The organism is Belnapia arida (genome assembly GCF_016773205.1).
GTDB lineage: Bacteria > Pseudomonadota > Alphaproteobacteria > Acetobacterales > Acetobacteraceae > Belnapia > Belnapia arida.
In genome coordinates this window covers 40,605-56,099 of record NZ_JAETWB010000023.1, presented here as the reverse complement: position 1 = coordinate 56,099, position 15,495 = coordinate 40,605, and the positions used below count along the sequence as shown (strand labels likewise).

At 64.7% G+C, this 15,495-nt stretch carries 15 protein-coding genes; 12 read left to right on the top strand and 3 right to left on the bottom strand.

Annotation, left to right across the window (positions count from 1 at the left end; genetic code table 11):
- The first annotated feature begins 3 nt into the window (after nt 1-3).
- From kdpB to JMJ56_RS24865, 8 genes are all read left to right on the top strand, one after another.
- On the top strand, nt 4-2,082 hold the full coding sequence (gene kdpB, locus JMJ56_RS24900; protein WP_202834459.1) for a potassium-transporting ATPase subunit KdpB: 2,079 nt from the start codon (nt 4-6) through the stop codon (nt 2,080-2,082).
- A 3-nt stretch (nt 2,083-2,085) separates the two neighbouring features.
- Nucleotides 2,086-2,673 (top strand): potassium-transporting ATPase subunit KdpC, encoded by a 588-nt coding sequence (gene kdpC, locus JMJ56_RS24895; protein WP_202834458.1) that lies wholly within the window; start codon nt 2,086-2,088, stop codon nt 2,671-2,673.
- Nucleotides 2,674-2,687: 14 nt separating this feature from the next.
- Complete coding sequence (locus tag JMJ56_RS24890; protein ID WP_202834457.1) at nt 2,688-3,464, top strand: TorF family putative porin; 777 nt, start codon at nt 2,688-2,690, stop codon at nt 3,462-3,464.
- A 330-nt stretch (nt 3,465-3,794) separates the two neighbouring features.
- Nucleotides 3,795-6,482 carry a sensor histidine kinase KdpD gene (locus JMJ56_RS24885; protein ID WP_328702465.1) on the top strand — a complete coding sequence of 896 codons (2,688 nt, stop codon included), beginning with the start codon at nt 3,795-3,797 and terminating at the stop codon, nt 6,480-6,482.
- Nucleotides 6,479-7,162, top strand: coding sequence for a response regulator (locus JMJ56_RS24880; protein ID WP_202834456.1), 684 nt, complete (start codon nt 6,479-6,481; stop codon nt 7,160-7,162). The genes JMJ56_RS24885 and JMJ56_RS24880 overlap by 4 nt, the downstream gene beginning before the upstream one ends.
- Nucleotides 7,163-7,545: 383 nt before the next feature.
- On the top strand, nt 7,546-7,863 hold the full coding sequence (locus JMJ56_RS24875; protein ID WP_202834455.1) for a hypothetical protein: 318 nt from the start codon (nt 7,546-7,548) through the stop codon (nt 7,861-7,863).
- Nucleotides 7,864-7,916: 53 nt separating this feature from the next.
- Complete coding sequence (gene dapA / locus JMJ56_RS24870) at nt 7,917-8,870, top strand: 4-hydroxy-tetrahydrodipicolinate synthase (RefSeq protein ID WP_202834454.1); 954 nt, start codon at nt 7,917-7,919, stop codon at nt 8,868-8,870.
- A 243-nt stretch (nt 8,871-9,113) separates the two neighbouring features.
- Nucleotides 9,114-9,443 (top strand): hypothetical protein, encoded by a 330-nt coding sequence (locus JMJ56_RS24865; RefSeq protein WP_202834453.1) that lies wholly within the window; start codon nt 9,114-9,116, stop codon nt 9,441-9,443.
- A 558-nt stretch (nt 9,444-10,001) separates the two neighbouring features.
- On the opposite strand, the gene JMJ56_RS24860 is transcribed toward JMJ56_RS24865, so the two are convergent.
- Nucleotides 10,002-10,715: an aspartate/glutamate racemase family protein gene (locus JMJ56_RS24860; RefSeq protein WP_202834452.1), complete on the bottom strand. Its 714-nt coding sequence runs from the start codon at nt 10,713-10,715 to the stop codon at nt 10,002-10,004.
- A 45-nt stretch (nt 10,716-10,760) separates the two neighbouring features.
- Nucleotides 10,761-11,312: a TetR/AcrR family transcriptional regulator gene (locus JMJ56_RS24855; RefSeq protein WP_202834451.1), complete on the bottom strand. Its 552-nt coding sequence runs from the start codon at nt 11,310-11,312 to the stop codon at nt 10,761-10,763.
- Between the two features lie 122 nt (nt 11,313-11,434).
- Here JMJ56_RS24855 and JMJ56_RS24850 point away from each other — a divergent pair, with 122 nt between their 5' ends.
- Complete coding sequence (locus JMJ56_RS24850) at nt 11,435-12,016, top strand: DUF308 domain-containing protein (protein ID WP_202834450.1); 582 nt, start codon at nt 11,435-11,437, stop codon at nt 12,014-12,016.
- A gap of 66 nt (nt 12,017-12,082) precedes the next feature.
- Here the strand turns inward: JMJ56_RS24850 and JMJ56_RS24845 are convergent, their stop codons facing one another.
- Nucleotides 12,083-12,937, bottom strand: coding sequence for a LysR family transcriptional regulator (locus JMJ56_RS24845; protein ID WP_202834449.1), 855 nt, complete (start codon nt 12,935-12,937; stop codon nt 12,083-12,085).
- A gap of 244 nt (nt 12,938-13,181) precedes the next feature.
- Between JMJ56_RS24845 and JMJ56_RS24840 the strand changes: the two genes are divergently transcribed.
- The 3 genes from JMJ56_RS24840 (at nt 13,182) to JMJ56_RS24830 (ending at nt 15,435) form a co-directional block, all read left to right on the top strand.
- Nucleotides 13,182-13,481, top strand: a complete 300-nt coding sequence (locus JMJ56_RS24840; RefSeq protein WP_202834448.1) for an EthD family reductase — start codon at nt 13,182-13,184, stop codon at nt 13,479-13,481.
- A gap of 230 nt (nt 13,482-13,711) precedes the next feature.
- Nucleotides 13,712-14,536 carry an oxidoreductase gene (locus JMJ56_RS24835; protein WP_202834447.1) on the top strand — a complete coding sequence of 275 codons (825 nt, stop codon included), beginning with the start codon at nt 13,712-13,714 and terminating at the stop codon, nt 14,534-14,536.
- Nucleotides 14,537-14,586: 50 nt separating this feature from the next.
- Entirely contained in the window at nt 14,587-15,435 is an 849-nt protein-coding gene (locus JMJ56_RS24830) for an alpha/beta fold hydrolase (RefSeq protein WP_202834446.1), read from the top strand.
- Nucleotides 15,436-15,495: the final 60 nt, after the last annotated feature.

The window sequence follows — 15,495 nt, the reverse complement described above, 5'->3', positions numbered from 1 at the left end:
GTCATGCCCGACATCTCCCCGCCCATCCACCAGGGTGCCTCTACGCGCACCTCCCGTGCCAGTGGCTCTGCCTTCTTCGACCGGGCGATCCTCGGTCGGGCGACGGGCGACGCGCTGCGCAAGCTCAATCCGCTGTCCCTGGTGCGGAACCCGGTCATCTTCACCACCGAGGTCGTCTCGGCCCTCGTCACCGTCCTCGCCATCCGCTCCGCCGTCACCGGTGGGGAATGGGGCTTCGCGGCGGGGATCGCGGCCTGGCTCTGGCTCACCGTCCTCTTCGCGACCTTTGCCGAGGCCGTCGCTGAGGGCCGTGGCCGCGCCCGGGCGGAGAGCCTGCGCCGGGCGCGGACCGAATCCCGCGCCAAGCTGCTGGTCCGCCCCGATGACCGGACGCTGTGGCAACCGCGGGCGGCGACCGATCTGAAGCTCGGCGACGTAGTCCTCGTCGAAGCCGGCGACCTGATCCCGTCGGACGGTGAGGTGGTTCAGGGTATTGCCTCGGTGAACGAGGCGGCCGTCACTGGCGAAAGCGCTCCGGTCATCCGCGAGAGCGGCGGCGACCGGAGCGCGGTCACCGGCGGGACGATGGTGGTCTCCGATTGGCTGGTGGTGCGGATCACCGCCGCGCCCGGCTCGACCTTCCTCGACCGCATGATCTCCCTGGTCGAGGGTGCGTCGCGCCAAAAGACGCCGAACGAGATCGCACTCGACATCCTCCTCGCCGGCATGACGATCATCTTCCTGATTGCCGTGGCCACGCTGGTGGGGCTCGCCTCCTGGAACGGGCAGCCGCCCTCGGTCACGGTGCTGGCGGCGCTGCTGATCACCCTCATCCCGACCACCATCGGCGGGCTGCTCTCGGCAATCGGCATCGCCGGCATGGACCGGCTGGTGCGCTTCAACGTCATGGCGACCAGCGGCCGAGCGGTGGAGGCGGCTGGCGATGTCGACGTGCTGCTGCTCGACAAGACCGGCACCATCACCCTCGGCAACCGCCAGGCCGCGGCCTTCGTGCCCGTGCCCGGCGTCTCCGAGCGTGAGCTGGCCGAGGCCGCGGTCCTGGCATCCCTCGGCGACGAGACCCCCGAAGGGCGCTCCATCCTCACCCTGGCGCGTGACCGTCACGGCGTGACGTCGCCTGCCCTCCCAGCCGACGCCAAGGTCGTGCCCTTCACCGCCCAGACCCGCATCTCGGGCCTTGATGCCGAGGGCGTCCGTTACCGAAAGGGGGCGGTCGAAAGCTTGATCAAGGCGGTTGGCGCCGACCCGCTGCCGGCGCTGTCTCAGGCTGTGGAGCGCATCGCGCGGTCGGGCGGTACCCCGCTGGCGGTTGCCAAGGAGGGTCGCCTGCTGGGGGCGATCGAACTAAAGGACATCGTCAAGCCGGGCATCCGCGAGCGCTTCACCGCCCTCCGCACCATGGGCATCCGCACGGTGATGGTCACCGGCGACAACCGCCTCACCGCGGCGGCGATCGCCGCCGAGGCCGGCGTCGACGATTTCATCGCCGAGGCGACGCCGGAGGACAAGCTCCGCTACATCCGCGATGCTCAGGCCGAGGGCCGCCTGGTGGCCATGGCCGGCGACGGCACCAACGACGCGCCGGCGCTGGCCCAGGCCGATGTCGGCCTGGCGATGCAGACCGGCACCCAGGCGGCGCGCGAGGCGGGCAACATGGTCGACCTCGACAGCGATCCGACGAAGCTGATCGAGGTCGTCGAGATCGGCAAGCAGCTGCTCATCACCCGTGGCGCGCTGACCACCTTTTCCATCGCCAATGACGTGGCGAAGTACTTCGCCATCCTGCCGGCGATCTTCGTCGCCAGCTATCCGGAGCTGCAGGCGCTGAACGTCATGCGGTTGACGAGCCCCGAGAGCGCGATCCTCTCGGCGGTGATCTTCAACGCGCTGATCATCATCGCGCTGGTGCCACTGGCGCTTCGCGGCGTGGCGTACACGCCAGTCGGTGCGGCGGCCCTGCTGCGGCGGAACCTGCTGATCTACGGGCTGGGCGGCATCGTGGCGCCCTTCCTCGGCATCAAGCTGATCGACCTGCTGCTCAACCTTTTCGGGATTTATTGAGCCATGAACACGCTGCTCCGCCCCGCGGTCACGATGGTGGTCGCCCTCACCGCGATCACCGGCCTTGCCATGCCGCTGGCCATGACCGGCATCGCCCAGCTTGCCTTCCCCAGCCAAGGCAGTGGGAGCCTAATCGAGCGCGACGGCAAGGTCATCGGCTCCACGCTGATCGGCCAGGCCTTCGCTGGCGAGCGCTACTTCCATGGCCGCCCGTCGGCGACCACCGAGGCCGATTCGGAGAACGAGGGCAAGACCCGCGCTGCCCCCTACAACGCAGCGGCGTCCGCCGCCTCGCAGCAAGGCCCGACCAGCAAGAGCTTGCTAGCTTCGGTCCGTGAGCGTGTTGAGGCAAACGGGCCGGCGCCAGTGCCGGCGGATGCGGTCACCGCCTCGGGCTCCGGTCTCGATCCGCATATCAGCCCGGCCAATGCGGCGCAGCAGGTGGCACGTGTCGCCGCGGCACGCGGACTTCCGGCGGAGCGCGTCCAGGCGGCCGTCGCCGCCAATACCGAGGGGCGCGAACTCGGCCTGCTCGGCGAGCCGCGGGTGAACGTCCTGCGGCTCAATCTCGCACTCGACGCCCTGCGCTGAAGGAACAAGACATTATGCGCAAACTCTTTAGCGCGCTGCTCCTTGGCGGTTTGGCCTGGCTGCCGGCACTGCCCGCCGCGGCGCAGACAGCCATCCCGTCCCTCGGCCTCACCGTCACGCTGACGCCGGTGATCGCGAACGACTACCTGTTCCGCGGCATCAGCCAGACGCGCAACAACTGGGCCTTTCAGGGCACGGTCGATGTCCAGCACGACAGCGGCTTCTATATCGGCGCCTTCCTCACCAACGCGAAATTCGTCGCCAGCCCCTGGAACAACACGCGGCAGGAACTCGACCTGCTGGCCGGCTACCGCTTCGAGTTGAGAGGCGTCGCACTCGATGTCGGCTACATCGCCTATCTCTACCCAGGTCAGAACAAGGCGCCGGGCACGCAGCTGAACGAGTACCACGAGGTCGCCCTCAAGGCCTCCTACACCATCGACATCGTCAAGCTGATGGGCGCCTTCAACTACTCGCCGAACTTCTTCGGCCGCTCGGGCGACGGCTTCTACGTCGAGGGCGGCGCGGACGTGACGCTGCCTTACGGCTTCACCGCTTCGGGCCGCCTCGGCCACCAGTGGATCGAGCGCAACCCGCTCTTCGGCACGCCGGACTACCTCTGGTACTCGATCGGCGTCTCGCGCGAGATCTATGCCGGCGTGACCGCCTCGGTCGCCTGGTACGGCACGGATATCAGCAAGCGCGACTGCATCCCCGTCGCCGACCGGGCGAGCGGCGGCCAGCGCGCCTGCGACGGCCGCGTGCTCTTCACCTTGAGCAAGGTCTTCTGAGGGGGTGGGCGACGTGGCCGTGACCGGGATGCCAGTTGTTGTCCGCGTGAATGCCCGAAGTGGCAGGACGAAGCCGCTTGCCCGCGATGGGGGCGCACGCCGGGCGCTCCGATCTATCGGCTCGAAACCTCTGCTATTTCTGGGGTTCCTGGCCGAGCTGGGTTGGGGTTTTGTCGGCTCGCTTGGGTTCGGTCTGGGCGTGTCAGCCTCGGCGACCGGCTCTGGTGAAGCACGTCTTTGGCTCGTCGGTGCCTGCGTCATCGGGATCTCAGTTGCCGGTTTGGTTCACCTGGCAGGTGTCGAGAAAGGCTGAGCCATCCGTGCAACCGCATGTCAAAGCCTGCACTGGTCTCCATGCCGCTCGACCCGAACCGTACTGAACCCGGTCGCCCCGACCCCGATGCGCTGCTGGCCATGGCAGCCAAGGAGGGTCGTGGGCGGCTGAAGGTCTTCCTCGGCGCTGCCCCTGGGGTTGGCAAGACCTTCGAAATGCTGGTCCAGGCCCGCCGGCGCCAACTGGGTGGTGCCGATGTAATTGCCGGTGTGATCGAGACTCATGGTCGCGCCGAGACCCTGGGACAGATTGGCGAGCTTCCGGTCCTGCCGCGAGCCCGCATCGACTATCGTGGCCAGGCGCTCGAGGAGTTCGACCTGGATGCGGCCCTGGCCCGTCGCCCGCAGATCCTGCTGCTGGATGAGCTTGCCCATACCAATGTGCCGGGCAGCCGCCACCCCAAGCGCTGGATGGATGTCGAGGAACTGCGGGCGGCGGGGATCGAGGTCTGGACCACAATGAACGTCCAGCACCTCGAGAGCCTGTCAGACGCGGTAGCGCGCATCACCGGCGTGCGGGTCGCCGAGACCGTTCCGGACCGCATCTTGGCCGAGGCCGATGCAATTGAGCTGGTGGACATCCCGCCGGCGGAGTTGCTCGAGCGGATGCGGCAGGGCCGGATCTATCGGCCTGATCAGGCTGAGCGCGCGCTGAAAGGCTTCTTCCGGGAGGGCAATCTCGCCGCACTGCGCGAGCTGGCGTTGCGCCGGACGGCGGAGCGGGTTGATGCCGAGGTCACCGGCTACATGCGGGCCAACGCGATCAGCGGCCCCTGGCCCACCGGCGAGCGCGTTTTGGCGCTGGTCGGGCCCGACGCTGCCGCTGAGACCGTGGTCCGCCAGGCGCGGCGCATCGCCGACGCATTGCGCGGCTCGCTCGTCGCCCTGCATGTGGAGCGGCCGGGGGCCGAGGACCGTGTCGACCCGTCGCCGGCCTTGCAACTGGCCGAAGCCTTGGGCGCCGAGGTCGAGACGGTGGTGGCAGCCGATCTGCTGACGGCCATTCTCAGCTGTGCCCGGGCGCGCAATGTGACCCATCTTGTGTTCGGGCGGGGCCGCACCGCTTGGTGGCGGCGTATCGCGGGCCGCGCTCTCTCGGCGGCTCTGCTGCGCCAAGCGACAGAGTTCTCGCTGCATTTGGTGCCCAACCCTGCCTTGCCACCGCGTCCCCTACGGGAGCGCAGGCCGCTGCCCGCCTGGTTCGGTTGGGGAATGGTCCCCGTCCTGGTCGGGGTGGCGACCGGTATTGGCCTCGCCACCGACGGCATCGTGCCCGAGGGCGCGCTCGGCATGGTGTATCTCGCTGCGATCGTCGCTGCGGCGATGGTGGCCGCCCCGCCGCAGGCGCTGGTCGCCGCCTTTTTGTCGTTCTTATGCTGGAATTACCTCTTTCTGCCGCCGCGTTACGAGCTGACGATCGCCAGCGCGCAGGATGTAGTCGGCGTCGTGGTGTTCAGCCTGGTTGCCCTGTTGCTGGTCGGAACCACGGGCGGGCTGGGCCGGTCCGTGCGGGTGGCGCGGGCCCGGATGTTCAGTCTGAGGCGATTGGTCGAGTTCTCCCGCCGCCTCGGCGCTCCGGGATCGCAGGCCGATCTCGTCACCGCCGTCGCCGAGGAGGCGCAGCGGGTAACCGGCCATGCAACCTGCGTGCTGATGCCGCTACCTGGTGGACCTCCCGGAACACCAGTCGAGCTGGTGGTCCGTGCTGCGATCCCAACCGAGGCCGAGCCGGATGATGCCTCCCTGGCCGCCGCCGCCTGGGCCTTCGAGCACGGCGTCATCACGGGCCACGGTACCGACACCCTGCCGGCCGTGGCTTGGCAGTTCCGACCCATGCGCACGGCCCATACTGTGATCGGGTTGGTTGGGACGCAGCCGCCTGAGGGCCACGACCTCGACGTGGAGCGAGACCGCGCGCTGACGGCGTTGCTCGACCAAGCCGCGGTCGCCATCGAGCGAGCGGAACTGATAGAGGAGCGGGCACGTGGCACAGCCCGCGCCGAGACCGAGGCTTTGCGCACCGCGCTACTGACGTCCCTTGGACACGACCTACGGACGCCGCTGACCGGCATTCGCGGCGCGGCGGAAACGCTCAGAGATAGCGGCGACAGGCTCACCGAGGCCACCCGGACCGATTTACTGACGACCATCGTCGAGGAGGCAACGCGCATGGGGCGCTTCCTGTCGAACATCCTCGACATGGTCCGTGTCGAAGCTGGCGAGATCGCCGCGCGACGCGAGTCTGTGGATGTCATGGAGGCGGTGGAAGCCGCAACGGAACGGGCGGAAGCCACCTCGGGCCGTCGCATCGGGCGCGATCTGGAAACCAAGCGCCTGGTACTGCAGCTAGACGCGGTGCTCCTCCACCAGGTGCTCGGCAACCTTCTCGACAATGCGCTCAAATTCTCAGGTCCCGATGGCCAGGTGCTGATTGGAGTGCGACGCGAAGGCGCTGAGGTTGCCATCTTTGTGGAAGACGACGGGCCGGGCATCCCGCCCGCTGACCTGCATCGCATCTTCGATCCGTTCTTCCGGGCGAGCCGGACCGACCGCATCACCGCCGGCTCGGGGCTCGGGCTGGCGATCTGCCGTGGCCTGGTGGGCGCCATGCAGGGGCGGATTGCGGCTGAGAGCCCGATCCGGCAAGGCCATGGCGCCCGCATGACCATGAGGTTCCCAGCGTGACGGCATCCCGTATCCTGGTGATCGATGACGAACTCCAGATCCACCGATTTCTGACACCGGCACTCGAAGCGGCGGAATATGTCACTCTGCGGGCCGAGACCGCGGCGGAGGGACTTCGGCTGGCGGCATCGCACAGTCCTGCGGCTATCATACTCGATCTTGGCCTACCGGATCTGGATGGGCAGCTCGTTCTCCAGCGACTGGCGGGCTTCAGTCGGGCCCCTGTCATCGTGTTGTCGGCACGGGACACGGAGCAGAGCAAGGTCCTCGCCCTGGATGCCGGGGCCGAGGACTACATCGAGAAGCCCTTCGCCCTGGCCGAGCTTCTTGCACGCCTTCGGGTGGTGTTGCGCCGGGCTGCGACCACACCGGCCATCGAGCCGGAGGAACTCCGCGTCGGGCCCGTTACCATCGACATGCCCGCCCGCCTGGTACGCGTACAAGGCGCGGCGGCACCGCTGCAACTCACCCGGCGAGAGTGGGACCTGCTGGTCATGCTGGCACGACATTCGGGCCGCGTGATCACCCACCGTCAGTTGTTGTCTGCGGTATGGGGCCCCGCCCATGCCGGCGATGCGCAGTATCTGCGCGTCTATATCGGGCATCTGCGGCAGAAGCTTGGCCCGGCCGCACACCTGCTGCGAACAGAACCTGGCCTTGGCTACCGCTTTGGCGAGTAGTTTAAAACTGCTGTGTCCGCACTGACTTTGACAGTGCGAACACTTCGACACCGCGAGGCAAAGCCCTGGCAAATTTTATGGAGGGTTTACGGATCCGGCCTGCAATCGACATCGCATCTTTATTCGCAGCGGCCGATCTTGGTGCGGTGGAGGTTTCGATGCCCTCAGTCACCTTGTCATCCACTGCAACGCCGAGCATAGCGCAGGTCTCTCCAGCCACTGACGCTGTTGGCTCGTCATTGAGCTTTGGCCAACCGGAAGCAACGCACCATCGGCCAGACTTGCCCGAGCAACAGCCCAGCTTGCTCGACGAGATTGGAATTAGGGAGGCAGACCGAGTGCTTGTTCTGGGGTGCTCATGCATCGAGGTGCTTTGTGACGCCGTGCGCCATGGCTGCCGCGCCGCCAGCGAGGCACTGACCCCGCCCAAGCGGCCCGAGCCCGCCGATGTTGTCGTGGCGCCGCGGATCACTTCAGAGGCCGAAGCCATCGCCATCGCCGAGAGCGGCCGACGGGCGCTGATCGCAAACGGCCAGGGTGGCCTTCTCGCCCTTATCCTGGCTGGTGCCCAGCCCCTCTCGATTGCGCAATCCATCTCCGGGCGCCTTCGTGCCTATGGCTTCCGACGCATTCGCCTCAAGCATCAGGCGAATGGGCAATTCCTGCTGATCTGCAATCTCCGCCTCGCTCCCATCAACTGAGCCTTGGCCTTGAGGATGGCGCGAGACGCTCCTCTCTCACACCGGGAAAAGCGATGACATTCAGCGTTCCCCTCTATGCTGGCTCTGTGCCGGCTCTCGTGACGCCGTTCCGCCACTCCGATGGCGCAGTCGACGAGGCGATCCTGTCCGCGCTGGCTGACCGCGCCGTCAAGCAGGGCTCTTCCGCCATCTTGGTATGTGGCAGCACGGGCGAAGCGCCAGCGCTTCTGCCTGACGAGCATGCTCGTATTGTTCGGATCGCGGCCGAGACCGTCGGCTCCAAGGCAGGAGTCTTTGTGGGAGTCGGGGCCTCATCGACCGAGGCGGCGGTTCGCTTGGCGGTTGCCGCCGAACGGTGCGGGGCGTCCGCGCTACTCTGCTCTGCCCCGCCCTATATCAAGCCAGGGCAGGATGGGCTCATCGCCCATATCAGGGCTGTCGCTGCAGCCTCTGTCCTGCCCATCATCCTGTACGACGTGCCGTCGCGGGCGGCGGTCTGCTTCGCAGACGACACCATCGCGCGGCTGTATGACGACCGCCTGATCCAGGCGCTCAAGGATGCCACGGGGGATCTGGCCCGGGTGCAGCGCCTTCGTGCATTGTGTGGCACTGACTTCCCGCAAATGTCTGGTGATGATGCAACCGCTGTGGCGCATCTCGCCATGGGTGGCATCGGCTGCATCTCGGTGACCGCGAATGTCGTGCCTGGCCTATGCGCCGCATTGCAGGAAGCTTGGGCCTTACACCAGTTCGACAAGGCCTTCGAGTTGCGGGACAAGCTAGCTCCGCTGCATGCGGCGCTGTTCACTGAGTCCAATCCTATTCCGGTCAAGGCCGCACTAAGCCGTCTCGGCTTGTGTGAGTCGACACTGCGTCTGCCCTTGCTTCATGCCAAGGAGCCGACCCGGCTACAGCTGGCTCGTATCCTGGCCAATCTGATCCCAGCAGAGCAGGCCCACCATCCTGTGGCGATGCTGCCGAGGCCGGCGCATGGAGAGGCAGCATGACGCGGCCAATGACCCGTACTCGTTCCGACGCAACGATCGAGCAGCTGTGGCTTGGGCGTCGTTCTGGTCAGGGCATAACTCCTTCGAGCAACCTAAGCTACGCCCCCAAGGCAAGAGCGGATTCCGCATGTGTCACGGCGACCCGTGACCAGTCGGTGCGGAGCGTTACACGATACCATCTGATGTTTGGTATCGCAGCGCTGGCTTTTATCGTGATGCTATTGGCATTCTTCTGATCGTTCGATGGCCAAAAACCTGCAAGGCGATGACGATTCAGGCGGACCTCACCGGGGAGTCGTTCAGGCTCGGCTTGATGCGAAGTCGATTGACGCCGTTCGCCGCCTCACTCTGATTCTGCTGTTCATCGGAAGTTGGTGTGCCTTCCAGAAACTTGTAGCTGGCGCACCAACTTTTCCGAAAGTCATGTTGGTAGTCGCGGCCATGAGCACTTTAGCCTGCGCCAAAACGCATGGTGAAGTGATAAGCCCATCAAGCTTTGGCCGGTGGGATGAAGCCGCTGTTTTGCTGCTGCTGGCGTACAGCCTAGAGATGCTACGGGTCATTCTGCCATGAGCGCCAACTATGACCGATCAGGTAATATGTGGAGCACCCATTGGCAGCTCCTCTGGCGGGCTGGATTAACCGGTTTGGCCGTGCACGGCGCCTTCGTGTTAGGCCGCGTTCCGCACACTGGTATATCTTGGAAGTATGCCGTGGCAACTTTCGCCGGAGCTCTTATTACGGTGTCGCTTTGGGCGCAAACATCGCCGATTGAGCGACTTCAACCCGTCTCCCATCTCAGGAAAGTTTTGGAGGTAGCAGGAGCAGCCATCATGGCTGCTGCCTTCGGCACCCTTTTGGGGTGGGCCGCTCATATTACGCCGGGCACGTAGGGCAAGACCTCGGAGACTGTCTTGCCCAGCACGCATCAATCTGCGGCAGGGGAGCCTTATCGCATGTGAGACCACATCTGTGTTCGCTTCTGGAGAACGAACTGCCGGTCCATCTCCAGCTCGGCAGCAACGCCTTGCATCTCATTTGGGACAAACTCGGCGACATGGCGCGCGAGATCGAACGGTGGGAGGGCCCGACCGGTCGGCGGACGGAGCCGGGGTCCAACCTCGCCGGTTGTCAAGCGGCGTGGTTGCGAGCGTCGAAGTCGAGAGCGAAATCCACCGCCGCCGCGGCGTGCATCGCGGTGCTGTCGAAGCCAGGCAGGGGCGTACCGCCCACATCGAGGATCATGCCGACCTCCGTGCAACCGAAGATTAGGCTGTCCGCTCCCTGTGTCTTTGCCTGTGTGACCAAGCCAATCAGCCCCTCGCGCGAGCGGTCGAGCACTTTCCCGGCGCACAGCTCGTCGAAGATGATGTCATGAGTAAGGGTGCGGCCATCCAGCCCTGGGATCATGACATCGATACTATGACGCTTCATTCGGGCCTGGTAGAAGCCCTGCTCCATCGTGTAGCGCGTCGCCAGGAGCAGTGGCCGGTGACGTCCAGCGTGTTTGAGGCGTTCCGCGGTAACGTCAATGACGTGGAGGAAGGGTACGCCCACGGCGGCCTCGATGGCCGGGGCGACGAGGTGCATGGTCACCGTGCACAACACGATGCATTCGGCGCCGGCAGCTTCCAATCCTCGGGCCGCGTCGGCAAGACATTGTCCAGCCTGCTCCCAATGACCCGCCCGCTGCATGTCGACCACGGCCTGAAAGTCGACCGAGCGCATGAGGATGTCGGCCGAGTGCCACCCGCCCAGGCGCTCGCGCACCGCCTCGTTGATCATTCGGTAGTAGATGGCCGAGCTCTCGAAGCTCATTCCGCCGAGTAGACCGATCCTGCGCACAGCGAGACTCCATCCTGCCGTTTTACCCAACCCAAGGCGTTGGACTTACCGGAACGGCATGACCCGCGACAGGAGCGTCTCAACGATTACGGCGAAGCGATGCGGATCGCCAAATGCGCGGGCGGACAGCATCGCTCCATAGACCGCGGACAGGAAGGCGTCGGCCTCCTCCTCCGGCGTGCCAGCAAGCGTCACGTTGCCCTGGCGGAGACCTAGGATGAAGAGGTTTGTTAGCCACCCTTTCAGTTCAACGAAGAAAGCCCTGACTGCTGTTGCGACATCGTCGGGCAGGCTCGGCAGTTCAGCCGCAAGCATCGCGGCAATGCAGAACGGGGCAGAGCCCTCGAGGATACAGCGCTCCCAATATCTCGCGTAGGCGCGTAGCTGCTCAGCAGCCTCAGGCTCGCTTTCTTTCAAGAGTTCCACCTGCGCCCGGATGCCGGCGTGCGCCCGCTCCACCACTGCGGTTGCAAGATCGCTCTTGGCTGCAAAGTGATGGTGCACGTTCGCCTTGCTGACCCCGACGGTTACCGCGATGTCGGCGTAGCTGAAGCCGTTATAGCCGCGAGTCATGATGAGGCTGCGGGCTTCGTCCACGATCCGGTCCGCTGTTGTCGCCATGTCCGCCTCACCTTCCAACTAGTAAGTAAGCTCTTGCGTCGCCTCAGGCAAGCGCATACGGTCTGCTGACCGACTAGATGGTCAGTGGAGTTGGATGAATGGCTTCTCAGGTTCTCGGCAGCGCGTCACTGAATGCGGCGGCTCAGGGTGGATTGCCCGGTTTGCGAGACTACTACTACCTGCGTGCCGGCGTATCGGCAGCATGGGTTGCGATGGCCTTCACAGCGGGTAAGGCGTCCCTGGCGGCGGGGGGCGTGCTGCTTGTCGCCTATCCGGCCTGGGACGCGTTCGCAAACCTGTTCGACGCGCATCGGAGCGGTGGGCTTGCACGCAACCCGACGCAATTCTTCAACGTCGGTGTAAGCGGGGCCACGGCATTGGCCGTAGCGGCCACGCTTGGCAACATGAACACTGTGCTTGCAGCGTTTGGGATCTGGGCCATCCTCGCCGGCCTGTTGCAGCTCGCCACCGGGGTAAGGCGATGGAAGGCGTACGGTGCCCAGTGGGTCATGATCTTGAGCGGGACACAGTCTGCGCTCGCTGGGGGACTTTTCATCAAGCGATCACTCGAAGCCGTGCTCCCGAGCGTGACCGACGTTGCACCTTACGCCGCGGTCGGCGCCTTCTACTTTCTCGTCTCCGCCCTTCTCCTCACCTTCCGCCGCAGGACGTTGGCCTAAAGGTAGAGGTAAGGCGACTAACCCCAATGGGGGCCGGTCCAGTGCGCACGCACGAGCGGCCTTCCATCATGCGGTCGTGTTGCCGATATGGTCCGACACGGTCGAGATGAACGCGCGAAGACGCTGAAGACGCCGTAGATCCCGGTGGTATCCCATCCACATGTCTCGCGCTGGCGGCGACGTCGGCAGTTCCAGCCTGCGGACACCCGGGATCTGATTGCCGACCACGCGGGGCAGGACAGCAATGCCGACGCCTTGCCTGCACATGCGCCCCTGGACGTTGCGGTTGTTTGATCGCAGGACCGGTTTTGCCTTGGGGAAACTCTCGATGAGCCATGCGACGTCGGGGAAGTGGCCCTTGGAAGGGATGATCAGCCGGCAACCCGTCCCGTCGCCATATTTGGGGTCAGGCGCCTCCTCGGCGATGTAGACGCCGTATTCAAGCCTGAAGATCCGCCGCTGAACGATATCAGCAGTGTCGAACGGAACGCCACGGAAGGCGACGTCGGCCTCTCGCTGGGCGAGGCTGAACCGACGCGTGCCGGTCAGGATTTCGACGTCGACATTGGGGTAGGCATTCGAGAAATCCCCTAGGATGGGAGACAGGACATAGGCCCCGAACCAGTCCGTTGCTGAAATGCGCAGACTGCCTTTGAGGTCCTGCTCCTGCCCGGCAAGCCGGCGCTCCATGGCCAGCGCGCCCGCTTCCATCTGCTCCGCCATGGCAATGATCCCGTGGCCCTCGTCGGTCAGGACAAAACCGTCCGCAGTCCGCTGGAAGAGCGTGTGGCCAATCGCCTGCTCAAGGGCGCGCAGACGCCTGCCGACGGTCGGATGGCTTGTCTGCAGTGCGCGCGCCGCGCCGCCGAGCGTGCCGGACCGAACGACAGCAAGAAAGATCCTGACGTCACTCCATTCCATCACAACCACCCAAACAGAATTGAACGCCGACAATACTTTTATGTCCGTTAAAGAACAAATCTGAGCACTTAGATTCCCATCATCGCTTGGAAGCGCTCCCTTCTGTGGATCTCGCCGGCCCATGAAGGCAGCCGCCGGGTAAGTCTGGCTCTGAAACTTAAGGGAAGCTCATCCGGACCGCGCGGAACGATTGTGTAGCAGAAGGCGGCGCCTGCTCCAGCGCTTACAAATAAGGACTTCGATGATGATCACGATGCTGGTGACCTATGAGGGCGATGAGCAGACGCCGTTCGACCGCGATCATTGGATCAACCTGCACTTCCCGCTCGTGCGGAAATGCTGGGGGCCTTATGGGCTGGTCAGCGCCGGAGGGTTTTTTCCACAAGGTGATGGTGCCGGGCTGATCGCGGTTGGCATCGTCAACTTCCGCGACGAGGCCGCCATGGAAGCGGCGCTCAAAGCACCAGAGACCGCCCAGGTCATGGCTGACGTCGACATCGTCACCGCCGTCAAACCACAGCGCAGCATCGTGCAGCCGCTCTGAGCGACGTATCGGTGCCTGTACGAGCGCCGAAGCCGCGGATCCTTCCAAGTCCGACCAGTGCCGATGACGTTGAAAGCCATGGGTTCCATCGCTCCGCCTCCGGCAGCTTTGTCTAGTCCCCTAACCGACCCGAACGTTGCAGTTCGCCCGCAACATCATGATCAACATGGCGATCGAGGCGATGGCTGAGAGTGTCCGGCGTCGCCTGAAAACAATCCGGAGAAAAAGTAATGAAAACCTGGCTCATCACGGGCTGCTCAAGCGGTTTCGGCCGGCGGCTCGCACTGGCTGCGGCACAACGCGGGGATCAGGTCATCGCTACGGCCCGCACTGTCGAGACGATCGAGGACATGGCGGAGCCGTTCGGTAGCCGGATGATCACCTTGCCACTGGACGTGACCGATGCGGCGGCGGCCAAGGCAGCGATCGCAAAGGCGGTCGAGACCTTCGGCGGGTTTGACGTGCTCGTAAACAATGCTGGCTACGGACTGTTTGGCGCAATCGAGGAAGGCACGCCCGAGGAATATCGGCCGATGTTCGAGGTGAACGTCTTTGGCTTGATCGAAACCACCAGAGCCGCCTTGCCTGTCCTGCGACGTTCGGGCGGCACGATCGTCAATATGTCGTCCGGCGCTGGCATCGCCGGCGGCGGCGGTGGCGGATATTACAACGCCACCAAATTCGCCGTGGAAGGGGTTTCCGAAGCGCTCGCCAGCGAGCTGAAGCCGTTCGGCATCCGCGTTCTGATCGTCGAACCTGGTCCCTTTCGCACCGATTTCCTGGGCCGGTCGATCACGATGGCAGCCAACGAGATGCCGGAATACGCCGCGAGTTCGCGCAAGCACTACCGCGAAACCAACAACGGCATTCAGGCGGGTGACCCCGACAAGGCGATCTCGGTGATCCTGCAGGCAGTCGACGCCGATGGCGCCCCGCTTCATCTGCCGCTCGGCCCGGTCGCGCATGCGATCGCCGAGCGAAAGCTGGCTGCCTTCCGCGGCGATATCGACGCCTGGCGCGACATCACGATCGCCACCGATTTCGACCAGCGCTGAGCGCTGCCTGTGAATTCTGTTCGAACGTCAACATCGACTGGAAAGCAATCATGATCGCAACCTTGAAAGGGTTTACCCAGCAGCTGGTGCCAGCGAATGGCATCAAGATCAACGCCGTCATGGGAGGCTCAGGCCCACCGATCCTTCTGCTTCACGGCTGGCCGGAAACATGGTGGGAGTGGCACCATGTGATGCCGCTGCTCGCCGAGCATTTCAGCGTGGTGGCCATAGACCTGCGTGGCGCGGGCTTTTCCGACTGCCCGCTCGACGGCTATGACAAGGCGACGATGGCGCGCGACGCGCACGAAGTCATGGTTTCCCTCGGGCATGAACGCTACGCCGTCTGCGGACATGACATCGGCGGCATGGTGGCGATGCCGCAGGCGGCACTTTATCGAAAGGCTGTCACGCATCTCGCTGTCCTCGACGTTCCGCTCCCCGGCTGGACCGGCTGGGAGGCGACCACCGCGAGGCTCTGGCATTTCAGCTTCCATATGAACCGGGATCTGCCTGAGCGTCTGATCCATGGCCGAGAATATGACTATGTTTCGACCTTCATGGCTGAGCGGTTCTACGATCACAGCACCTTCCATTACGCGGACATCGAGATTTACGCGAAGGCGATGGCGCTTCCTGGCCGCACCCGTGGTGGCATGGAATGGTATCGTACCCTGGCCGCCGATCATGCGGCCGCACTCGAGTACAAGAAGCAGCAGCTCGAGATGCCTGTGCTAGGTCTCGGCGGGGATCAGCGCTTCGGTGCGCAGATGGTGCCGATGCTCAAGGAGTTCGCCGTGGATGTGGCGGGCGGCTCGATTGCCCGGTGCAGCCACTATGTCGCAGATGAGCGGCCGGATGAAGTCGCCGCCGCTCTGATCGCTTTCCTTAAAGCCAATTGAACCTCTGCGTCCGCGCCGTCATAGGCCGCGCGGATCGCAACACTGCGACCGCAACCTACC